A 20,875-nucleotide genomic window follows, 5' to 3' on the forward strand; every position below is an offset into this window, starting at 1 on the left:
GGTTGGTTCTCGCAACCCGACCCTACCGGGAAACCCGATGGCCACCGCAAGCTACACCACGTCCATGGACGTCACCCCCAGTGGCACGGCACACACGCCCTGCGCGGTCGCAAGCAACTCGTTTTCCACGGCAGGATGGTCCGAAGGAATAACGCTCACACCTAGATCGATCTGCTGGCCCATGACCCAATCAACGACTTTTGCCGAATCGCGGACGAGCAGCGTGACATTGACATTCGGCTTATCCTCAAGGAACGCGCCTAGCACCGTTGGCAAGTAATGGAGGCCCATGGAGGGCATCGAGCCGATTGTCAGTTGGCCCTGTCTCAAAGTTCTGATTTCTTCGGCCATACGCGTAATGTGAGACACCGCGTAAAAAACTTTCTCGGTTTCAGCGTGGAGGAGATGGCCCTCCTTGGTGAGCGCGAGGCGGCGACCGTTTCTCTGAAACAGAGTAAGGCCCGTTTCCCGCTCAAGATTTGAAATGAGATTTGATACTGCTGGCTGCGAGACGTTCAACCGAGCGGCCGCCTGAGTGACGCTCCCGCTTACGACAACTGCCCTGAAGGCCTCTAACTGCCGGATATTAATCATCTATGCCCCCTAAAAATCAAAAATGCTCGGAGCGAATACGCGCCTAGCGGCCGATTGCGACCAATCCCTCTTTATAACGTTTGCTTATAAGTAAGCGTTATAAAAAAATTTGACTTTATGCATTTCTGTCCGTCAATCTGGCAAGGTCTAAATGACGTGCATGCTGAGTTTGAACCACGGGAGGGGAGTTTCCATGTTTAAGATAGCATCCTTGGCCTTGCCAATCATCGCCTTGAGCACCGCTGCGCTCGCGCAAGAAAAGACCTTATACCTTGGTGGATCGGGTGGATCGATTGAAGAGGCCTTTCGGACGAGTATTCTTCAAGACTACGAAAAAAAGACCGGCGTTAAAGTCGAGTATGTAACGGGGAATTCCACCGATCTTCTCGCCAAGCTGCAGGCGGGAAAATCGAACCAACAGCTGGATGTCGTCTTCCTCGATGACGGTCCGATGGCGCAAGCAGTGGAGCTGGGCTTTTGCAAGGAGCTTGAGACCGCAGCCGTTTATGACGACCTCGTTTCCATCGCGAAATCGAAAGACGGTAAATCCGCATTGATGAGTCTTATCGGCACGGGGCTCGTCTACAATAAGGATTACTTTGCGTCTCAAGGCTGGGAAGCCCCGTCCTCGTGGGATGACCTGAAGGACAAGAAGTTCAGCAAGAAGATTGTCGTTCCGCCGATCAACAACACCTACGGCCTTATTGCCCTAGTTGCAGCTGCCCGGCAGAGCGGCGGCGGCGAAACGTCGATTGATGCGGGTTTTGACGCGTTCGCTAACGAAATCGGACCGAATGTCCTGACCTATGAGCCCTCGCCCGGAAAGATGAGCGAACTCTTCCAGAGCGGCCAGGCCGTGCTCGGGGTTTGGGGAACGTCGCGCGCCAAGGTCATCGCGGAAAGCGGTTTTCCCATGGGGTTCGTTTATCCGAAGGAAGGTGGCTACGCGATCGGCGTCGCCATTTGTCCAGTTGCAGGCGGGCAAGACAAGCCGGAGGCGCAGGGACTGATTCAGCACATCCTCTCGCAGGAGTCTCAGCGCACCCTTGCTGTCACCGCAGCGCTCGGCCCGGTCAACTCGAAGGTGGAGTTGAAGCCTGAGGAGCAAAAGGGGATCCCTTATGGAAGCGATCAGATCTCGCAACTGAAGGTCATCGACTGGCCCACGGTCAATCGTGAGCGCGAGCAGTGGAACCGCCGCTGGACGCGCGAGATCGAGCGTTAAGAAGGCTGGAACTCCAATGACCTTTTTGCAGATTAAAGGGCTCCGCAAGCTCTACGGCCCCCATGTCGGCGTCCACAACATCGACCTGACCGTAGAGAAGGGCGAATTTGTCTCGCTCCTCGGGCCATCCGGATGTGGGAAGACGACAGCGTTACAGATGATTGCCGGGTTCATCGAGCCCACGGATGGCGACATTGCTGTCGATGGCGTCAGTCTGGCTCGAGTCCCGCCTGCCAAGCGCAACTTCGGAATCGTCTTTCAAAGTTATGCGCTCTTTCCCCACATGACGGCTGCACAAAATGTCGCTTTCGGATTGGAGATGCGAAAAGTCGGCGCGGTGGAAATCGCGTCGAGGGTTAAAGAGACGCTTTCGCTTGTTGGTTTGGATGGTCTTGGGGATCGATACCCAAGACGGATGTCCGGCGGACAACAACAGCGTGTCGCCTTGGCACGCGCGCTTGTTGTCCGGCCACGTCTGCTCCTGCTCGACGAGCCACTGTCAAACCTCGACGCAAAAATTCGCGAGGAGATGCAGGAAGAACTGCGCTCGATCCAACGAAATGTTGGCACTACCACCGTCTTGGTGACACATGATCAAGGCGAAGCGTTCGCCCTTTCCGACCGTGTCATCGTGATGAACAAGGGGCGGGTCGAGCAGGTCGGGCATCCTGAAACAGCCTACGGCAATCCAAGCTCCCAGTTCGTCCAGAATTTCCTTGGCCGAACAAATGTTGTCAGCGCCAAGATTATCGAGCGCGACGGCTCGTATTATGCCGTTTTCGATGCTCTGGAGGTTCGATTGAGCGGACCCCAGACAACGGGACCGACGCGCTTCAATGTCAGGCCGGAGCGCGTGCGCCTGTCGTCGGACGGGATCGCTGCAGAGGTCCGCCGTCGGGTCTTTCAGGGCCACCAATGGTTCCTGCAGCTCTCTTCTCCGCTCGGGCAGATGGAGATGCTCGCCGCCAATGACGGAACGGTGCTCCCAAGCGTCGGGGATCGCGTTCATCTGTCGTGGAGCGAGACCGACATCCAGAAAGTGGATGAGGGGAGCGCCGGAACATGATGGCCTCCCATCGTCGTCGGTTGAACGCCTATTTTCTCAGCGCACCCGCAGCGATCCTGATCGTGGCGTTCCTGGTCACGCCGATCCTGTCCACGGTTCTCCTGTCCCTAAGGGAGTATTCGACTTACGGAGGCATCAGCGACACAATCTCGCTTCTGAACTATCGCGACATCTTCACAGACAGCTACTTCGCCGAGGTCCTTCTCAGGACCATGAAGATCTCTCTGCTGGTCACATTGGGCGCGCTGGTTCTCGGTGTGCCGGAGGCCTACATTCTCTACAGGATGCGCAGCCCTTGGCGAAACATCTTCCTGCTGGTCGTTCTAGGCCCCCTCTTCATTTCGGTTGTCGCCCGGACCCTCGGATGGGCGCTCATCTTCGGATCGACCGGATTGATCAGTTCGACATTGCAGCGGTTCGGGCTCATCAGCCAGCCTTTCGACCTGATGTATACAGAAACCGGCGTCGTGATCGCCCTCATTCATGTTCTGGTACCCTACATGGTGCTTTCGGTCTGGGCGTCGCTGCAGCGGCTAGATCGGCGGATCGAATCCGCAGCCGAGTCGCTTGGGGCTTCACAGATCACGATCATCCGGCGCATTGTTCTGCCGCTTGCCCTTCCCGGGATTCTCGCCGGTTCACTCATCGTCTTCGCCTTGGCGGCTAGCGCGTTCGCCACGCCCGCGATCCTCGGAGGCCGCCGCCTGAAGGTAGTGGCAACCTTGGCCTATGATGAGTTCCTGAACACGCTCAACTGGCCGCTCGGCGCCGCCGTCGCGATCCTGCTTTTGATCTTTATCGCCATCCTGATGACCGTCATCAACAAATGGATCGAGTCTAAGTATTCGGAGGTTTTCAAATGAGCAGGAATGGCTTCCTTTCTTTGCTCTTCCACGCTGTGTTTATCATCTTCTCGATGGCCCCTATCGTTATCGTTTGCCTCGTCGCGTTCACGCCGACTGGATACCTTTCCGTACCGGTGACATCGTTCTCCTTGCGCTGGTTCGCGGCGCTCTATGAGCGCGGTGATTTCCTGGGGTCGGCGCTAACCAGCCTTTGGTTGGGACTGGCCGCGAGCACCATCGCCTTGATCCTTTCGGTGCCTGCCGCGCTGGCGATCTTCCGTTACCGGTTCTACGGTCGCGAAGCCTTTCTTTCCCTGCTTCAGTCTCCGCTTATGATCCCGCACGTTGTGCTCGGCATCGCATTCTTGCGCTTTTTCTCGCAGATCGGGCTCACCGGCACCTTCGCCGGCCTTGTGATCGCTCATGTGATCGTCGTTATCCCCTTCACTATGCGCATGGTGCTTTCGAATGCCGGCTCCTTGGATGCGTCAGTGGAATCCGCCGCCGAGTCCCTGGGCGCCGGCCCACTTACGACGTTCCGACGCATTACGCTGCCGATGCTCGTTCCTGGCCTCGCCGCTGGATGGCTGCTCGCCTTCATCACGAGCTTCGACGAACTCACCATGACGACCTTCATCGCTTCGCCGCAAACTGTGACGCTGCCGGTGCGAATGTTCAACTACATCCAGGACAACATCGATCCGCTTGTCGCCGCGGTTTCCGCGGCACTTATCGGCGTGGCTGTGCTCGTCATGGTCATTCTCGATCGCTTGTTCGGGCTCGACCGCCTCCTGGTCGGCGGCGAGCAGAAGGGATCGTCATGACGGTCGATCCGGATGTCGTTGTTATCGGCGGTGGCGTGATCGGTTCGGCGATCTCACTGGGCCTGGCGATGCGTGGTAAACGCGTCACCGTGCTTGACGGTGCTGATATAGCCCACCGTGCCTCGCGTGGAAACTTCTCCCTGATCTGGGTGCAGTCCAAGGGTCTCGGCATGCCGGGCTATGCCGACTGGGCACGGAAGGCCGCCCTTTCCTGGCCGGTTTTTGCCGAGCAGCTGGAAAGGCTCTCGGGCGTCGATTTGGCCTTTATCCAGCCGGGCGGCCTCCATCTGACGTTGTCAGAAGGGGAACTCGAAGCCAGGAAGAGGGTCTTCATCCGGTTGCGGGAGCAGTGCGGCGGCGTTGATCCCTATCCCTGGGAAATACTGGATGCCGCACAGGTGAAGCGCATGCTTCCCGAGGTTGGGCCGACAGTTACAGGCGCCAGCTATTGTCCACTCGATGGCCAGGCCAACTCGCTGCGGCTGCTGCGCGCCCTTCACATCGGCGGCAACCGGTCAAACGTTTCGTATCGCCCCCTTCATATTGTCACGACCATCGAGCATCGCGGCGGCGAGTTCGTCATAAAGACGGATAAGGGCACGTTCACGGCCGGGAAAGTGGTCCTGACCGCGGGTCACGACAATGCACGCTTGGGTCCGATGGTCGGCCTGGATGTACCGGTGCGGCCCCAGAAGGGTGAGATCCTGGTCACCGAGAAGGTGCGGCCTTTCCTTTATTATCCCACCATCAACGTGCGGCAAACAGACGAGGGCGGCGTTCAGCTTGGCGACTCCGTTGAAGAAACCGGGTTCGACGATACCGTGGATCTCCGGGTCCTCAGTGCCATCGCTGGGCGCATCACCAAGATGTTCCCGCTGCTGGAGAATGTGAACATTGTCCGTACCTGGGGCGCGCTGCGCGTCATGCCCAGAGATGGCAAGCCGATTTACGACCAGTCCAAGACCTGTCCCGGCGCCTTCGTCGCGACCGCACATAGCGGTGTCAGCATGGCCTCAGTTCACATGCTCGAAGTTCCGCGAATGATCGCTGCGGGCGCGCTCGATGCCGAGTTGTCTTGTTTCACGTCAGAGAGGTTCCAGTGACACGCATCGCAAGCTGCAAGTCGAGAACACAAGTTAAATTCCAATTCAACGGCGAGACCCTCACCGCTTTCAACGGCGATAGCGTAGCCGCCGCGCTGCTCGCCTCCAATGCCGGACCGTTCCGGACAACTCCGGTCAGCCACGCGCCTCGCAACCCTTATTGCATGATGGGCATCTGCTTCGATTGCCTGGTGACAATCGACGGCGTGGGAAATCGGCAGGCATGTCTGTGCGAAGTGACGGACGGCATGCAGGTCGAGACCCAATTAGGCAGGCGGGACATAGCGAAATGACTTCCCACATCGAATATGAACGTCGATACGACGTCGTCGTCATCGGCGCTGGACCCGCCGGCTTGGCTTCCGCGACATCCCTCGCCGAAGCCGGGTTGAACGTAGTCGTGCTCGACGAACAGACCGCCCCGGGCGGACAGATCTATCGCTCGGCGACCAGAAGTCCCATCAGCGATCCAAAAATACTCGGCACTGAATACTATCGCGGTGCGGAACTCGTAGCAGCCTTCGAAGCATCCGGCGCTAAGTATGTCCCGCAAGCGATCGTCTGGAGCGTGTCGCCGGGATGGGACGTCGGCGTTTCCGTTCGCGGCCACAGCTTCCTCATCTCTGCTGATGCGGTTATCCTCGCGACGGGCGCACAGGAACGGCCCTTTCCCATCCCGGGCTGGACACTGCCCGGCGTCATGACCGCCGGCGCTGCGCAGATCTTGCTCAAGACCTCGGGCGTCGTACCGGACGGCGAAATCGTATTAGCAGGATGCGGTCCTCTGCTGTGGCTGCTGGCTGCGCAATATCTGAGAGCCAATGCAAAAATCGCCTGTGTACTGGACACCACGCCTCGATCGAACTGGACGAAAGCCATCGGTTATCTGCCCGGCTTCGCTCTTTCACCCTTGGCCGCAAAGGGCGCCAAGCTGCTTTTGGAGGTTAAATCCTCGACGCGCGTAATTGCCAACGTCGATTCCATCAAAGCCGTGGGAGAATCCGGACTTAACGCGGTGGAGTTCACGCGCAACGGCACGACGCAGAAGCCCATCGGCGCGAAAACCCTCCTGCTCCATCAAGGCGTGATTCCGAACGTAAACCTTAGCATGGCGATCGGCTGCGAGCATGTTTGGGATGACACGCAACTGTGCTTCCGCCCGGTAACGGATGAGTGGGGCGAGACAAGCAAAAGGGGAATTTTCGTGGCCGGCGACGGCGCTTGGATCGGCGGCGCCGTTGTTGCGGAACACGCAGCACGCCTGACCGCACTGAAGGTTGCGGATCGGCTGGGCAAGATAGCGGCCGGTGAACTCAGCAACCGCGCCAGCCGCGATCGCGCCGCAAAACAACGCCTGGTGCGTGGGCGGGCCTTCCTCGACAAGCTTTATACGCCTGCAAAGCAGTTTCGTGTTCCGGAGGGCGAGACAATCGTGTGCCGATGCGAGGAAGTCACTGCGCGGCAGCTACGAGACGTCGTCGCTCTTGGCTGCGCCGGTCCAAACCAGGCGAAAGCATTTCTCCGTTGCGGCATGGGACCGTGTCAGGGACGCATGTGCGGCGTCACCGTCACCGAGACGATCGCCGATGCTCGGAAGGTTTCGGTCGAGGAAGTCGGCTACTATAATATTCGCTTCCCAATAAAGCCCATCTCATTGGGCGAGTTCGCTGCGATCCCGACCACGGATGAGGCGATGAAGACGGTGGTGCGGGAACTTCCTCCCGGCGTGACTAGCTAGGTCACAGCAATGGACAACAGCCGCAAAATGCTGAAATCCGATATTGCCGTGATCGGCGCAGGCATACAGGGGCTGTCCTGCGCTCTGCAGCTGTCGAGGGCCGGCCGGCGTGTCATCGTCGTAGACCGGGGAAGCCCGTTCCGCGAAGCATCCGGCGTAAATGCGGGTTCGATATCTGTCCAGATCCTGGATCCCTCCATGTGGCCCTACGCAGCGGAATCGATTCGGCTGTGGGACGATCTGTCGAACGAGTTCGGCCGTGGCTTTCGGATCAAGAAGCTCGGCGGCCTGCGCGTGGCGTCGTCAGTCCAGGAGGCGGAAGCGCTGAAGGCCTCGATAGAGCCCCTCCGGTCCGCCGGGCTGAGCGTAGACTGGCTTCCCCGCGATGACGAGACGTTCCCCTCATGGCTGTGTTCCAGTCTGGCCGGAGCGTCATTCTGCAAACAGGAAGGCGCGCTCGACCCGCTTCAAGCGGGTCTGGCCTATGTTCGGATGCTTTCGCATCAAGGCATTGCCTTGATGCAAAACACGCCGATCCTCGACATCACCAGGCTTCCCAGTGGCTATCTGTTGCATTCAGCGGGCCGGGACATCCACTGCGAACAAGTGTTAATTGCCGCCGGGGCCTGGACGAGTACCGTTTCATCGATGCTGGGTGCCGACTTCGACATCGATCTCATGATCAACATGCTCACGATCACGGAGCGTGCGCCCATCTTCATAGATCGGCTCGTTACCCACACCCAACGCAACCTCACAATCAAGCAGCAAACAAACGGCACCTGTCTCATCGGTGGTGGCTGGCAAGGCGAAGGAACACTTCTCGGGGAAGAGAAAGCGCTGAGCCTTCCAAGACTGCAGCGAAACATCCGGCACGCCTTCGCCGCCGTCCCCCCGTTGGCCCGCCTGCAGGCGGTCCGGATGTGGTCGGGCTACGAGGGCGCGACCAAGGATGAGTTGCCGGTCTTGGGACGGGTCCCGGGGCACGACGACGCCTATGTGCTCGGTTGCGCAAGGGCAGGCTTCACTATGGGACCGATCCTGTCCCGCCTTGTCTGCGACCTTATGCTGGGAAGGACCCCACCCCTTCCGATCGACAGGTTTTCACCCATTCGACTTCTAAAGGAGAAATGCAAGAATGATCACGCGCCTTCACACCGGTCCCCGCATGAGCCGCATCGTGACCCACAACGACACGATCTATCTGGCGGGACAGGTTGCCGATGATACCTCGCAGGCGATCCAGGGTCAGACCCGGCAGGTTCTGGACAAGATCGACCAGTTGTTGAGCGAAGCGGGCTCGGACAAGTCCAACGTGTTGAGCGTGACAATCTGGCTGGCCGACATAGCCGACTTTGCGGAAATGAATGCAGTCTGGGATCAATGGGTAGATAAAGCCGCCCCTCCTGTTAGGGCCACTTGCGAAAGCCGTCTCGCGCGACCCGACCTCAAAGTGGAAATTCTCCTGATTGCCGCGCGACGCGCTTGACCGGTGGCGACCCGCGCGGGCTGTGACGCTGTTCTTGGTGCCACAGCCAGTCAGGTTCCTGTTCAGCGAGACGGTTGAGTCCAGCCGGGAGAGCGTCAGTCAGTGTTTTAAGACACGGGTGAGGAAGGAGCGTGCGCGATCGTTTTGCGGATTGTCGAACTTGACCCAGTTTCGACGGCGCCGATGGGGCAGGTGGCGTCGGAAGACCCGCGGCCGATCTCCACCTCACGCCAGCCGGTTTTTCCACGCAGCGTCACCAGCAGGCCCTTGTCGAGGATCTCGATCCAGCCGCGCCCATTGTCTGTCTGGCTGCGGCCAAGGTCGAGGCCGGTGATCTCCGAGCGGCGCAGGCCACCGGCAAAGCCGATGAGCAGCATGGCCCGGTCGCGCAGGCCGCGCAGCGAGCCTCCATGGAAAGTTTCCAGCATTACGATCAGATCTTCGGGAAGGATCGCTTCCTTCTGCCGGGGCGGGGCGGCGTGTTTGTTCCGGATGCCGGCCATCACCGTGGCGATCGCTCTGTTCTTCCGATCCAACGGCATCCCCCGCTGCGCGCAGTTCCAGCCGGTGGCGGCAAGGCGTCGCTCAATGGTCGCGACACTTTTGGGCATGCCGCCGCGCGTAGCCCTGCCAATGGCACTGCCAGAGGCACAGGCCGAAATGCCCTACGTGTGGGATAGTTTGGCAGTTTGATTTGATTGTTATGTCTTGTGGGGAACTGCGGCGTCCTTCAGGAAGCAGTCGAATTGCTCCTGCGGCACGAACGAGCCGCCGGTCGTCCAAACCACATGGGCCGCTTGTGGCAGGCGATCGACGATGTTTAGTGCTTCGCAGAGTGCCTGCCCCTGTGGATGCTTTACCACGAACTGCGGACCGGCGAAGCCTGCGGCCGCAGACGGCTCAAGGCGAATATCCTGGGATTGATGTGCGAGAAGCAACCAGCGGAACAATTCGTCGTCCTCGACCGTAAAGATGCCGGCGAGCATATTGCGCATGACAGAAGCAACGAACGCCGACATGCGCGCCACGGCCATGCCGTCGGCCTCAGTTTTGTTGGTCAGGCCGACATCATAGACCGAGACAAGCTCCTCGGAACCGCTCATCATGTGCACGAGAGCGCAAGGCGACTGAACGGGCTCGACGAAGAAGCAGTGAACATTGTCGCCGAAGACCTTCTTAGCGCCATAGGTGACACCACCGGGCGCGCCGCCGATCCCGCACGGCAGATAGAGGAACAGCGGATGCTCTGCATCGACCATGATGCCGCGAGTACTGAGCTGTTCTGCGAGTTCCAATGCGGCGACGCTGTAGCCGAGGAACAACTGTCGGGACTGTTCGTCGTCGACGAAATAGATGGTGGGATCGCTCTCCGCGACGATGCGGGCGTTCTCAACGGCGGTCGTATAGTCGGCTTCATGTTGCACGACTTCCACGCCGAGCTTCCTCAGACGCTCCACCTTCCAAACTTTCGCATCAGACGACATATGCACTGTAGCCTTGAAACCGAGTGCGCGCGCTGCGATGCCGACGCTGAGCCCCAAATTACCCGTACTGCCGACGGCGATCGTATAGCGGGCGAAGAATACCTTCGCCTCGTCGCTGGCCAATTGACGGATATCCTGTCCGTCCCCGAGAAGGCCCTCGCGCTTGGCGAGGTCCTCGGCGAAAACGAACACCTCGTAAACACCGCCGCGCGCCTTGATGGAGCCGGCGACCGGTAGCGCGCTGTCGGCTTTCACGAACACATGGCCGAACTCGGCGCCGCCATAGCCGAGCGCGTCGCGAAGCGCATTCAATTCGATCAGGTCGGACCGGATTGCACCGGCCGTTGTCTTCAGTTCGGGGAAGCAGGTTTCAAGCAGCGGCGCGAGCCGCTTCCAGTTCGCCTGTGCCTGATCGACCTGATCCGGCGTCAGCGGAAGGGAGGCGTCGTTGATCGCATTCTCATGATATTGAGGGTTCGTCCAAAGCGTCGGGCGCGCTGCGAGCACGTTCGCGCGGGCGGGGTTATTCGGCAGTTGCATCGTCATGTCAGCTTCCAATCTGGTCGCGGGCGGGTCCGAGTTTTCTGATCGCCCTGGCGCTCAGCCAACTGCGATTACGGCTTCTATTTCCACCTGTGCGCCCTTGGGCAAAGCCTTGACCTCATAGCAGGCTCGAGCCGGATAGGGCTTGGCGAAGAACCCGGCATAGACTTTATTTATCTCCGCAAATTGGCCGAGGTCCGTGAGAAGCACGGTCGTCTTAATAGTCTTGGCAAGCGTCGTCCCTGCGGCTGCAGCAATGGCTGCCAAATTCCTGAGACACTGGTCGGCCTGTGCGATCGCATCGTCGGAATTGAACTCGCCTGTTGCCGGATCGATCGGCAACTGCCCCGAGACGAACAGCAGGTTGTCAACCTTGATCGCCTGCGAGAACGGCCCGACGGCGCCAGGCGCATCGTTGGTGTGGATTTCCTCGAGCATGTATATGCCTCCTGTTGAATACGATCAGGCGTACCGGGCGACGGCGAGGTCTGTGGCGTCGATTTCGGGCTTCTTGCCGGAGACGAGGTCGGCGACGAGGCGGGCGGAGCCCGAGCTCATCGTCCAGCCGAGTGTGCCGTGGCCGGTGTTGAGGTAAAGTCCGGCGATCTTGGTCGGGCCGATGACCGGCGTGCCATCCGGCGTCATCGGGCGAAGGCCCGACCAGAAGCTTGCCTTTGACACGTCGCCGCCGGGAAAGAGGTCGGTGACTGAGTGCTGCAGCGTCAGGCGGCGGGGCTCACCGAGGTCGTTGGTGTAGCCAGAGATTTCCGCCATGCCGCCGACGCGGATGCGGTCGCCGAGGCGCGTGATGGCGATCTTGTAGGTCTCGTCCATCACGGTGGATTCCGGTGCGCGCGAGGCGTCGGTGATCGGGATTGTCAGTGAGTACCCCTTGACCGGATAGACCGGCAGGCGAATGCCGTGCGGGCGCACGAGGAGCGGCGAGAAGCTGCCGAGCGCTACGACCACGGCGTCAGCTCCGATCGTTCCGTGCGCTGTGACAACGCCGTGCACACGGCCGCCCTCTACGTCGAGGCCGCGAATGATGCTGCCGTAGTTGAAGCGCACGCCGAGCGCCGCGGCTTTTGCGGCCAGCGCATTGGAGAACTTGAAGCAGTCGCCGGTCTCGTCCTTCGGCGTCAGCAGGCCGCCGACGATCTTCTCGCGCACGTGCTTCAGCGCGGGCTCGACGCGGATGCAGCCCTCGGGGTCGAGTACCTCGTAGGGAATGCCGTCGGCGGCGAGCGCCTTGACGTCTTTGGCCGTGGCTCCGAGCTCTTTCCGTCAAGGCGTCGATCCCCATCGTGAAGGCAAGCGAGGAGAAGCCCATATCGGCATCGACCCTGACGATGGCGGATTGATCTGATTGGATTTTCGGCTTGGCAGCAACATTGACCTTGCCGGCGGCGATGGTCCGCACCAGCCCGGCGAGGCGATAAGTGCCATGCGAAGCGCATTCGTCACGTTCAGCGGCGGTGATGACGTCTGCCAGCGCATCGGCATGCGGTTCCGTGAGCCCGTGTCTGACGAGGATGCGCGTGGCCAAGGCTTGGATTTCCTGGAGACTCAGAACGCGGTGTCCTGGGGCTTCCTCTGCCGCGGGCTGGCCTTTGGAGGAGAGGGAGGATGGGCTGATCGCCGTCATTTCGAAACTACCACTGCAATCGGACTTCAGTTGCGCGACCTGCCGGAGGTTCGCACGCCGCTGTGCGCGAGATTTTCGACGAGCTCGTCAGAAATCTATTGCGCAGGCGATGTGTAGATTGCATAAAATATGCGAAAGCGAAACGCAAGAGCCGCTTTTCCGAAGGTCGTGCGGAGGCAGGATCTGAAGACGTGCTCGGCAGCTCGCCTTCAGCCCCGGCGCTCCATGGCGCCGGCAATAATCAGGGAACCGAAAGAGGGAAGTGATGGAGAATTTTACGGATTTGAAAATAGGGCGGCGTGGCTTTCTGGCGGCGGCTGCGGCAGGAACGGCAGCGCTCGCAGCGCCCGCAGCGCCCGCCTTCATTCGCGATGCGCGTGCAGCATCGGAAATTACGATCATTACCTGGGAAACATATCACGAGGACGCATGGATCGCGGAATGGAGCAAGGCGACCGGCGTCAAGGTCAATGTCGTTCGTGCCGGCTCCAATGACGAGATTTTTGCCCAGACCCAGTCGGGCGCGATCCAGGCCGACGTACTCTATTTCGAGTCGGGTTCCATTCCGCGCTTCAAGGAAGCTGGCCTCATTGTGCCGATTGACGCTTCCAAGCTCCCCAATGCGGTCAACATAACGCCCGGCCTCAAATATCAGGAGCGCAACACGGTCGATGGCGATCTCTATGGTGTACCCTATAGTTGGGGAACGCAGCCGTTGATGTTCAACGCGGATGTCGTCACCGAAGGCACCGACAGCTGGGCCGCGCTCTGGGACGAAAAGCATGCCGGCAAAGTCAATCTGTTCGATGATGCCTATATCACCTTCCCGATGATCGCGCTGCAGGCTGGCGTTGCGGATCCCTTCAATCTTTCGGACGAAGACTTCGCCAGGTGCGCCCAAGTGCTCGCCGCCCTTCGTCCACAGGTCAGTACCATCGCGCGCGGCTTCAACGACGCCGCGGCGATCTATGCGGCCGGTGACGCGGTCATCGGTTACTGCAATAACGTTTCCATCGTCTTTAATCTCCAGGGCAAGGGTATGAACTTCAAGTACACCTTCCCCAAGGAAGGTACGCCGACCTGGATCGACAATGCGGTTTTGACCCCGCATGGCGATCGTCCGGAAGTCTATCAGTTCCTCAACGACAACCTGACGCTGGAATGGCAGTCCCGCTTCATCTCCTTGTCACTCAACAACGGCGTACTGACCGACGAGGGCGCCAGACAGGGTGGTGTGAAGGACGATATCCTCGCCAAGACCAACATCATCGATCAGAATCAGCCCAGTTTCTGGGAGAAGATGGTTTTTTTCAAGGCGCCTGAAAGCGTCGATCGTCGCGTCCAGATGTGGAACGACTTCAAGGCTGGAACCCTCTAGTTTCCGGGTGGGGTAACTGACATGCCTGCACGTAACGATGCAATCATCCGGTTCGAGAATGTCGTCAAGCGCTATCCCGGAGCTGCGACTCCAGCGCTTGAGATCGATGAATTTTCAATCGAGCGAGGTGAGTTTTTCTCGATCCTCGGGCCCAGCGGTTCGGGCAAGACGACCGCGCTGCGCCTCATCGCTGGCTTCGAGCAGGCCGATTCCGGCCGCATCTTTCTCGATGGCCAGGATGTAACCGACGTTCCGCCGCACCGGCGGAACGTCAATACCGTGTTCCAGTCCTATGCGCTGTTCCCGCATATGACGTTGCGGCAGAATGTCGAATATCCATTGAGGATGGCAGGGGTCGACAAGGCCGAGCGCAGTCGACGTGTCGCCGAGGCGCTGGAAATGGTGGCGATGGACAAGATGGCGGAGCGCCTGCCGCATCAAGTCAGTGGCGGCCAGCGCCAGCGCGTGGCTCTGGCCCGTGCCTTTGTTGGCCGCCCCAGGGTGCTTTTGCTCGACGAGCCGCTGTCCGCGCTCGATCTCAATCTGCGGCAGCAGATGCAGCATGTGCTGGTCGACCTGCAGCGTAAGATCGGCATTACCTTCATCTATGTTACCCATGACCAGAGCGAGGCGTTGTCGATGTCGAACCGCGTCGCCATAGTCAATGCCGGCAGCATTCAACAGCTCGACAGTCCAGGCGAGATCTATTATGCGCCCAACAGTCGCTTCGTCGCCCAGTTCATTGGCAAGTCCAACCTGATCGCCGCAGAGGCGGCGGGTTCGGCGGATTCCTCGGTGGTCTCGGTGTGTGGCGAAAGCTTCGGCATGGCGGCGGTCCGCCGACCCGGCGCGATAAGCCTTGGCCTGCGGTTCGAGGCGCTGACCATAACTCCCGCCGATCGGCCGTGCCCCGAAGGTGTCGCGCTTAAAGGCCATGTCTCCGACGTTCTGTTTCTTGGCCATACTTGCGAGGTGAAGGTCCGTTGCCGCGACCAGGATTTCATCGCCTTTGCGCCGGCGCGGCGTGGTGCAATCCTTGAGCATGGCCAGCCGGTTTGGCTGTCCTTCAAGCCGGAAGACTGTGTGGTGCTTGATGACTGACGTCGCCCTTGCATCGCGCGCAAACCCGAACACTGGGAGCGCTGTCCCAGCCGTGCTGTGCGGCATTCTCGCGCGAATGTCGCTTTATGCCTGGCTTGCCCTGCTCGTGGTCCTGCCGAATATCCTGCTGATCGGCGTCAGCCTGCTCACCTCGAAGAACGGCGTGACCAATTTCGATCTGACGCTGCAGAATTTTGCGCGCGCGTGGGAATCGTCAGGCGTCTGGGTTCTGCTCTGGCGGACAGTGGCGACCGCCCTGCTGGCCACGGCGATTGCTACGCTGATCGCCTATCCGATGGCCTATTACGCAGCGCGCATTCTTGAGCGCGGCCGGTTCCTGTCGGTCATGCTGGTCGTCATCCCGCTCTGGATCAGCCTGCTGATGCGTGTTTTCGCCTGGCGGGTGATCCTCGGCGAGAGCGGCGTGCTCAACGCCTTCCTGTTGCGGATGGGTCTGATCTCGGAGCCGAGTTCGGCGCTGCTCTACAATTCCTTCGCCGTCTTCCTCACCTTCGTATATGTCTCAATCCCCTTCATCTTCGTCGCTGCATATTCAGCGATCGACCGCATTCCGCCCAGCCTGACGGAGGCGGCCAACGATTGCGGCGCAAGCGGCTTGAGGGCTTTCTTCACCGTCGTATGGCCGCTGTCGCGTCCCGGCACTTCGGTGGGCGTGGCGCTCGCCTTCCTCATGGCGGTCGGCGACTACATCACGCCGTCGATGGTCGGCGGACTGAATGGGACGATGCTCGGAATGGTCATCGCCTCGCAGTTCGGCATTGTCGGCAACTGGCCCTATGGCGCGGCGCTCGCATTGATGCTGCTTGTGACGGTCGCCGTCGTTCTCGCCATCATGTTCAGGACAGCGCGCGTGCCCGGTATCCTGACCGGCGAGACGGGTGGGATGCTGTCAGTACCGGCAGGCGCCAGGAGTGCCGGCAACATTTTATTCCGTTGGCTCGCCTTTGCGCTGTTCTGTCTGCCCTATCTTTTTCTCTATGCGCCACTCGCAATCATCGCGATATTCTCTTTCAACGACGCGACGGTGCAGGTGTTCCCGCTAAGCGGCATGACGTTCCGCTGGTATCAGGAGATACTGAGCAACACAGCGCTGCTTGCGGCGCTGAACCGGTCGCTCTATGTCGGGCTTCTGGTTCTGTTGATCTCGATCGCCGCCGGAACGGGATTTGCTATCCTGCTCGCCTATGCAAGGCTTTCCTTCGGGAAGCTTTCGGAGCAATTGCTGACGCTGCCGGTCGCCATACCGGGTGTAGTGCTAGGCATCACGCTTGTGCTTGCTTTCCAGTTGCTTCGCATCCCGACAGGTATTCCGCGCGTCGTGCTCGGGCATTGCACATTCGTCATGCCGGTCATCATGCTGACGGTGCTCAGCCGGCTCAGACGGCTGGATCCTGCCTTGGTCGAAGCATCGACCGATCTCGGCGCGTCCTACGCCAAAACGGTTTGGCATGTCGTGTTGCCACTCGTGCGCGGCTCGATCATCGGTGGGGCGTTGCTCGGTTTCACGCTGTCGGTGGACGAGGTGGTGGTCTCGCTCTTCCTGACCGGAACGCAGCCGACGCTGCCGGTCTGGGTGTGGAACCAGATGCGGTTCGGCTTCACTCCCTCCGTCAATGCCATATTCGTCTGCATCGGTATCGGATCGATCATGCTCACCCTCATTGCGCGCCGCTTCCTCGACGCCAAGGGCACCTGACCGCGCTGAATCATCAAGAAGAAAGGAACAAGCATGTCGTCCACCGCTCAAGAGCTCGCCCGGCTGGCCGAAACCATTAGACCGGAAACGAAGGCGTTCATCGATGGCCGCTTTGTCGATTCCGCCAGCGGCAAGTCCTTCAATACAATCAACCCGGCCACCGGCAAGGTCGTTGCCTCGGTCGCCGAAACCGACCGTGAGGACGTGGATCGCGCCGTTGCGGCTGCACGCTCCGCCTTCAACAAGGGCAGTTGGCGCAATCTTGCTCCGCGCGATCGCAAGGTCGCCTTGCTGCGGCTTGCCGATCTGGTCGAGAAGCATCAGGAAGAGTTCGCCGTCCTCGAATGCCTCGACACAGGCAAGCCTGTCCTCGATGCGCTCAATGCCGACGTGCCGGACGCGATTGCCACGCTGCGCTGGCATGCCGAGGCGATAGACAAGATCTATGACGCCGTTTCGCCTACCTCCGCCGATATCGTCTCGATGGTGGTTCGCGAGCCCATCGGCGTCGTCGGCGCTGTCATCCCCTGGAACTTCCCCCTCGCGATTACCGCGATGAAGATCGGTCCGGTGCTTGCTGGCGGCAACTCCATCGTGATCAAGCCGGCCGAGCAGACGCCGCTCACGGCCCTCAGGCTTGCCGCCCTTGCGGCAGAGGCCGGCATCCCCGATGGTGTGATAAATGTCCTGCCAGGCTATGGCGAGACATCCGGACAGGCGCTCGGCCGCCATCGCGACGTCGATTGCCTGAGCTTCACAGGTTCGACGGAAGTGGGTGGCTATTTCCTCAAATATGCCGCTGAATCCAATCTCAAGCGCGTGCTGCTGGAACTGGGGGGCAAGAGCCCTGTCATCGTCATGGACGATATCGACGATCTAGGTCCTGTCGTGGAACAGATCGCTCTTGGCATCCTGTTCTCCCAGGGCGAGAACTGCAGTGCAGGCTCTCGGCTGCTGGTTCATGCCGGCATGAAGGACCGTCTGCTCGAAGCCGTCATCGAGAATTTCAAGACGTGGAAGGTTGGCGATCCCTTTGCTGAAGACACCAAGATGGGCGCCATGATCGAGCAGAAGCACATGGAGCGGGTGTTGGGCTATATCGAGGCCGGCAAGCGCGAGGGCGCGTTGGTCGCGCTCGGTGGCAACCGTATCCTCGAACAGACCGGCGGCTACTTCATCGAGCCGACCGTGTTCGATGGCGTCGCCAACAGCATGACCATTGCCCAGGAGGAAATTTTCGGCCCCGTGCTGTCGACCATCACGTTCAATGACGTCGAGGAAGCGGTCGCGATCGCGAACGACACGAAATATGGTCTGGCCGCGCAGCTCTATACCAACAATCTGCACATCGCCCATAAGGTCTCCCGCGCCATCCGCGCCGGAACGGTCTCGGTCAACTGCTTCTCGGAAGGCGATCAGGCCGTGCCATTCGGCGGTTACAAGCAGTCGGGCTTTGGCGGGCGCGAAAAATCCATGCTGGCGCATGACCAGTATCTCCAGTTCAAGACGATCTGGATGCAATTGAGGTAGGCAATGACGGATATGGGGAAGAACTCAAACTACGACTATATCGTCGTCGGCGCGGGGTCGGCCGGCTGCGTGGTCGCCAACCGCCTGACCGAGGACGGCACGCGCAGCGTGCTGCTGCTCGAGGCGGGACCACGCGACGGCTCGATCATCATGCGGATGCCGGCGGCACTGGGCCTGCCACTCGAAAGCACGAAGTACAACTGGGCCTACAAGAGCGAGCCCGAGCCCGGACTGAATGGGCGAATAAGCGACCAGCATCGCGGCCGGGTGCTGGGCGGCTCGTCATCTATCAACGGCATGGTTTTCGTGCGGGGCAACCCGCTCGATTACGAAGGTTGGGCGGCGAGGGGATTGCCGAAGTGGTCCTATGCGCATGTCCTGCCTTACTTCAAGAAGATGGAAACCTTCGAGAAGGGCGGTAACGAATACCGTGGTGCGACTGGCCCGCTGCATGTGCACCAATGCCGTGCCGAAAACCCGCTCTACGAGGCCTTTCTTGCTGCAGGGCAGGATTTCGGCCTGCCGCTCAGCACCGACCAAAACGGCTTCCAGCAGGAGGGCGTCAACCGCGCCCAAGCCTCGGTTCGCAACGGCGTCCGCGAGAGCACGGCAGTTGCCTATCTGCGTCCGGCCGAGGGGCGGCGCAATCTCGCCATCGTGACCGGTGCGACCGTGACGCGGCTGATCATGGATGGCAGCACAATACAGGGTGTCGAATACGAGATTGGCGGTGTCGTGAAAAAGGCGATGGCCGGAAAGGAAGTTGTGCTGAGCGCCGGTGCGTTCGATACTCCCAAGATACTGATGCTCTCCGGCATCGGCGATACCGATACGCTCAAGGCGCATGACATCGCGTGCAGGGTCCATCTACCCGGTGTTGGCCGGGATCTCCAGGACCATGTCGCCGTGGCTATCCAGTATACGACAACCAAGTCGGTGTCGCCGACAAAACAGCTCTCGAAATTGGGGCGGCCTTTCGTCGGGTTGCGCTGGCTGTTGACCAAGGCCGGGCTCGGCGCGAGCAACTATTTCGAAGTCGGAGCATTTTTCCGTGGCAATGACACGGTGTCCTATCCGAACATTGAGCACGAATTCTTACCGATGATCGGCGAATTCTATCGTGGCGAGGCGAGGGTGCTCGACGGCTTTCAGTATTTCACCAGTGTCATGCGTCCCAAGAGCCGCGGTCGCGTCTCGCTCCGCTCTGCCGATCCGAAGGCCGCCCCGAAAATCGAGATCGGCTTCTTGACCGAGGATGCCGATCTCAACGAGATGATCGAGGGTGTGAAAAAGACACGCGAGATCATCCGCCAGAAGTCGTGGGATCCGCTTCGCGGACGGGAGGTCACGCCCAGCGCTGACATTTCTTCCGACAAGGATCTTGCTGCCTGGATTCGTCAGAATGCCGGAACCGCTTACCACCCCGTCGCGACCTGCCGGATGGGCAACGACGAGATGGCTGTGACCGATCAAGACGGCTGCGTACACGGCGTGAGCGGGTTGCGCATCGCCGATGCGTCACTGATGCCGGCGCTGACGACGGGCAATACCAATGCGCCAACGATCATGATCGGCGAGAAGATCGCCGACGCCATTCTCGGCCGGCAACTGCCGCCGCAGAACTCCTCCTTTTATACCGGCCGGCATTGAAGCCGGCCGCCGTGTGAGTTCCACGAGCTCGCGATAAAGGGGACTGACGATTTCAAGGGCGTCCAGTCGCATGAAATCCTGCGCGATGACTTTAGCATGTTTTCCTTTTTGCGGCTCGGGCCGGAATCGAATGGTCTCCATACGCTTGTTGTATTGCGGTGATATACTCAATCCATCCGGTCATTCGCGCGTTATCGTCCGGAACGCCTCCGCCAACCTCCTGACAGCCACCTCGATCTCGGCCGGCGTGTAGGCGGCAAAGCCCATCAGGAAGCCGGCTTGCGGATCGTTGGCAGCATGGAGCGCCGACAGGCCGAGGATGTCGATCCCCACTCGTCGCGCGGCATCGATGGCCGCGCGCTCGGATAGATCGGCGGTCAGGACGCACGGCATCTGCAGGCCGCCGGCCGGAATGCGCGGCTCGATGAAATCCGCCAGGTGTCTGCCCACTTGGCCGGCCAGCACGTCGAGGCGTTCGGCATAGATGCCGCGCATGCTGCGGACGTGCGCGCCGAAATGCCCGCCTTCCATGAAGCGGGCAAGCGTCAATTGCGCCATGGGCGCCGTATGTCCATCCAGCAATGTGCGTGCGACGGTCATCGGCTTCACAAGCTGCGGCGGCAGCACGACATAACCGATCCGCAGACCCGGAAACAGCGACTTGGTGAAGGTGCCGATATAGATCGTCCGGTCGTGCGGATCGAGACCCTGCACGCAGGCCGTCGGCTTGCCGGCATAATGGAATTCGCTGTCGTAATCGTCCTCCATGATCCAGGCCTGATGCCGGGCCGCCCATTCGATCAGGGCAAGACGGCGCTCGAGCGCCAGCGTCGTGCCGGTGGGGAACTGGTGGGAAGGCGTCAGGTGGTGTTGTCACGTTAAGTTTCTCTGGCCGGAAAGGCCAGGGGCTCGTAGATATTCAGGCGAAACAGGCCGCAATTTT

19 protein-coding genes and 2 pseudogenes are annotated in these 20,875 nt (G+C 60.1%); 14 read left to right on the plus strand and 7 right to left on the minus strand.

Features of this window, described 5'->3' with window-relative positions:
* Nucleotides 1–51: 51 nt before the first annotated feature.
* A complete protein-coding gene (locus Q1A36_RS19825) occupies nt 52–594 on the minus strand; it encodes a LysR family transcriptional regulator (protein WP_299847675.1) in 543 nt (180 codons plus the stop codon).
* Between the two features lie 193 nt (nt 595–787).
* On the opposite strand from Q1A36_RS19825, the gene Q1A36_RS19830 reads away from it, so the two are divergent.
* The 9 genes from Q1A36_RS19830 to Q1A36_RS19870 are packed head-to-tail and all read left to right on the plus strand — an operon-like array spanning nt 788 to nt 8,884.
* Complete coding sequence (locus tag Q1A36_RS19830; protein ID WP_299847677.1) at nt 788–1,819, plus strand: ABC transporter substrate-binding protein; 1,032 nt, start codon at nt 788–790, stop codon at nt 1,817–1,819.
* A gap of 16 nt (nt 1,820–1,835) precedes the next feature.
* On the plus strand, nt 1,836–2,885 hold the full coding sequence (locus Q1A36_RS19835; RefSeq protein WP_299847679.1) for an ABC transporter ATP-binding protein: 1,050 nt from the start codon (nt 1,836–1,838) through the stop codon (nt 2,883–2,885).
* Entirely contained in the window at nt 2,885–3,748 is an 864-nt protein-coding gene (locus tag Q1A36_RS19840) for an ABC transporter permease (protein WP_299847681.1), read from the plus strand. The genes Q1A36_RS19835 and Q1A36_RS19840 overlap by 1 nt, the downstream gene beginning before the upstream one ends.
* Nucleotides 3,745–4,554 carry an ABC transporter permease gene (locus tag Q1A36_RS19845; protein WP_299847682.1) on the plus strand — a complete coding sequence of 270 codons (810 nt, stop codon included), beginning with the start codon at nt 3,745–3,747 and terminating at the stop codon, nt 4,552–4,554. Before Q1A36_RS19840 ends, Q1A36_RS19845 begins: the two co-directional genes overlap by 4 nt.
* On the plus strand, nt 4,551–5,657 hold the full coding sequence (locus Q1A36_RS19850) for an FAD-dependent oxidoreductase (protein ID WP_299847683.1): 1,107 nt from the start codon (nt 4,551–4,553) through the stop codon (nt 5,655–5,657). The genes Q1A36_RS19845 and Q1A36_RS19850 overlap by 4 nt, the downstream gene beginning before the upstream one ends.
* Nucleotides 5,654–5,950, plus strand: coding sequence for a (2Fe-2S)-binding protein (locus Q1A36_RS19855; RefSeq protein WP_299847685.1), 297 nt, complete (start codon nt 5,654–5,656; stop codon nt 5,948–5,950). The genes Q1A36_RS19850 and Q1A36_RS19855 overlap by 4 nt, the downstream gene beginning before the upstream one ends.
* Entirely contained in the window at nt 5,947–7,395 is a 1,449-nt protein-coding gene (locus Q1A36_RS19860; RefSeq protein ID WP_299847687.1) for an FAD/NAD(P)-binding oxidoreductase, read from the plus strand. Before Q1A36_RS19855 ends, Q1A36_RS19860 begins: the two co-directional genes overlap by 4 nt.
* Nucleotides 7,396–7,404: 9 nt before the next feature.
* A complete protein-coding gene (locus tag Q1A36_RS19865; RefSeq protein ID WP_299847689.1) occupies nt 7,405–8,622 on the plus strand; it encodes an FAD-dependent oxidoreductase in 1,218 nt (405 codons plus the stop codon).
* Complete coding sequence (locus Q1A36_RS19870) at nt 8,534–8,884, plus strand: RidA family protein (RefSeq protein WP_366141613.1); 351 nt, start codon at nt 8,534–8,536, stop codon at nt 8,882–8,884. The genes Q1A36_RS19865 and Q1A36_RS19870 overlap by 89 nt, the downstream gene beginning before the upstream one ends.
* A gap of 170 nt (nt 8,885–9,054) precedes the next feature.
* On the opposite strand, the pseudogene Q1A36_RS19875 reads toward Q1A36_RS19870, so the two are convergent.
* The 5 genes and pseudogenes from Q1A36_RS19875 to Q1A36_RS21495 form a co-directional block, all read right to left on the minus strand.
* Nucleotides 9,055–9,486 (minus strand): annotated as a pseudogene (locus Q1A36_RS19875) (integrase); the annotation flags it as partial.
* Nucleotides 9,487–9,585: 99 nt separating this feature from the next.
* The gene (locus tag Q1A36_RS19880) at nt 9,586–10,914 is read right to left on the minus strand and encodes a D-serine ammonia-lyase (RefSeq protein ID WP_299847691.1); all 1,329 of its coding nucleotides are present in this window, start codon (nt 10,912–10,914) and stop codon (nt 9,586–9,588) included.
* A gap of 54 nt (nt 10,915–10,968) precedes the next feature.
* Nucleotides 10,969–11,349, minus strand: a complete 381-nt coding sequence (locus Q1A36_RS19885) for a Rid family detoxifying hydrolase (RefSeq protein ID WP_299847692.1) — start codon at nt 11,347–11,349, stop codon at nt 10,969–10,971.
* Between the two features lie 24 nt (nt 11,350–11,373).
* Nucleotides 11,374–12,141 (minus strand): D-amino acid dehydrogenase, encoded by a 768-nt coding sequence (locus Q1A36_RS19890; protein ID WP_299847706.1) that lies wholly within the window; start codon nt 12,139–12,141, stop codon nt 11,374–11,376.
* Nucleotides 12,142–12,199: 58 nt separating this feature from the next.
* A pseudogene (locus Q1A36_RS21495) lies at nt 12,200–12,556 on the minus strand (Ldh family oxidoreductase); the annotation flags it as partial.
* A 265-nt stretch (nt 12,557–12,821) separates the two neighbouring features.
* Here Q1A36_RS21495 and Q1A36_RS19900 point away from each other — a divergent pair.
* The 5 genes from Q1A36_RS19900 to Q1A36_RS19920 are packed head-to-tail and all read left to right on the plus strand — an operon-like array spanning nt 12,822 to nt 19,932.
* Entirely contained in the window at nt 12,822–13,934 is a 1,113-nt protein-coding gene (locus Q1A36_RS19900) for an extracellular solute-binding protein (protein WP_299847694.1), read from the plus strand.
* A 21-nt stretch (nt 13,935–13,955) separates the two neighbouring features.
* Nucleotides 13,956–15,035: an ABC transporter ATP-binding protein gene (locus tag Q1A36_RS19905; RefSeq protein ID WP_130521231.1), complete on the plus strand. Its 1,080-nt coding sequence runs from the start codon at nt 13,956–13,958 to the stop codon at nt 15,033–15,035.
* Nucleotides 15,028–16,752, plus strand: coding sequence for an ABC transporter permease subunit (locus Q1A36_RS19910; RefSeq protein WP_299847698.1), 1,725 nt, complete (start codon nt 15,028–15,030; stop codon nt 16,750–16,752). The genes Q1A36_RS19905 and Q1A36_RS19910 overlap by 8 nt, the downstream gene beginning before the upstream one ends.
* A 33-nt stretch (nt 16,753–16,785) precedes the next feature.
* Nucleotides 16,786–18,282 carry an aldehyde dehydrogenase gene (locus tag Q1A36_RS19915; RefSeq protein ID WP_152007274.1) on the plus strand — a complete coding sequence of 499 codons (1,497 nt, stop codon included), beginning with the start codon at nt 16,786–16,788 and terminating at the stop codon, nt 18,280–18,282.
* Between the two features lie 3 nt (nt 18,283–18,285).
* Nucleotides 18,286–19,932, plus strand: a complete 1,647-nt coding sequence (locus Q1A36_RS19920) for a choline dehydrogenase (RefSeq protein WP_299847703.1) — start codon at nt 18,286–18,288, stop codon at nt 19,930–19,932.
* Between the two features lie 180 nt (nt 19,933–20,112).
* Here the strand turns inward: Q1A36_RS19920 and Q1A36_RS19925 are convergent, their stop codons facing one another.
* Complete coding sequence (locus Q1A36_RS19925; protein WP_299847708.1) at nt 20,113–20,796, minus strand: PLP-dependent aminotransferase family protein; 684 nt, start codon at nt 20,794–20,796, stop codon at nt 20,113–20,115.
* Nucleotides 20,797–20,875: the final 79 nt, after the last annotated feature.

Source organism: uncultured Paracoccus sp. (genome assembly GCF_947487305.1).
Taxonomy (GTDB): Bacteria; Pseudomonadota; Alphaproteobacteria; order Rhodobacterales; family Rhodobacteraceae; genus Paracoccus.

Coding starts and splice junctions, on each gene's coding strand:
- Q1A36_RS19840 (WP_299847681.1), top strand. CDS start 2,885: ATGGCCTCCCATCGTCGTCGGTTGAACGCCTATTTTCTCAGCGCACCC.
- Q1A36_RS19870 (WP_366141613.1), top strand. CDS start 8,534: ATGATCACGCGCCTTCACACCGGTCCCCGCATGAGCCGCATCGTGACC.
- Q1A36_RS19825 (WP_299847675.1), bottom strand. CDS start 594: ATGATTAATATCCGGCAGTTAGAGGCCTTCAGGGCAGTTGTCGTAAGC.
- Q1A36_RS19850 (WP_299847683.1), top strand. CDS start 4,551: ATGACGGTCGATCCGGATGTCGTTGTTATCGGCGGTGGCGTGATCGGT.
- Q1A36_RS19880 (WP_299847691.1), bottom strand. CDS start 10,914: ATGACGATGCAACTGCCGAATAACCCCGCCCGCGCGAACGTGCTCGCA.
- Q1A36_RS19920 (WP_299847703.1), top strand. CDS start 18,286: ATGACGGATATGGGGAAGAACTCAAACTACGACTATATCGTCGTCGGC.
- Q1A36_RS19915 (WP_152007274.1), top strand. CDS start 16,786: ATGTCGTCCACCGCTCAAGAGCTCGCCCGGCTGGCCGAAACCATTAGA.
- Q1A36_RS19910 (WP_299847698.1), top strand. CDS start 15,028: ATGACTGACGTCGCCCTTGCATCGCGCGCAAACCCGAACACTGGGAGC.
- Q1A36_RS19830 (WP_299847677.1), top strand. CDS start 788: ATGTTTAAGATAGCATCCTTGGCCTTGCCAATCATCGCCTTGAGCACC.
- Q1A36_RS19835 (WP_299847679.1), top strand. CDS start 1,836: ATGACCTTTTTGCAGATTAAAGGGCTCCGCAAGCTCTACGGCCCCCAT.
- Q1A36_RS19905 (WP_130521231.1), top strand. CDS start 13,956: ATGCCTGCACGTAACGATGCAATCATCCGGTTCGAGAATGTCGTCAAG.
- Q1A36_RS19860 (WP_299847687.1), top strand. CDS start 5,947: ATGACTTCCCACATCGAATATGAACGTCGATACGACGTCGTCGTCATC.
- Q1A36_RS19900 (WP_299847694.1), top strand. CDS start 12,822: ATGGAGAATTTTACGGATTTGAAAATAGGGCGGCGTGGCTTTCTGGCG.
- Q1A36_RS19885 (WP_299847692.1), bottom strand. CDS start 11,349: ATGCTCGAGGAAATCCACACCAACGATGCGCCTGGCGCCGTCGGGCCG.
- Q1A36_RS19845 (WP_299847682.1), top strand. CDS start 3,745: ATGAGCAGGAATGGCTTCCTTTCTTTGCTCTTCCACGCTGTGTTTATC.
- Q1A36_RS19865 (WP_299847689.1), top strand. CDS start 7,405: ATGGACAACAGCCGCAAAATGCTGAAATCCGATATTGCCGTGATCGGC.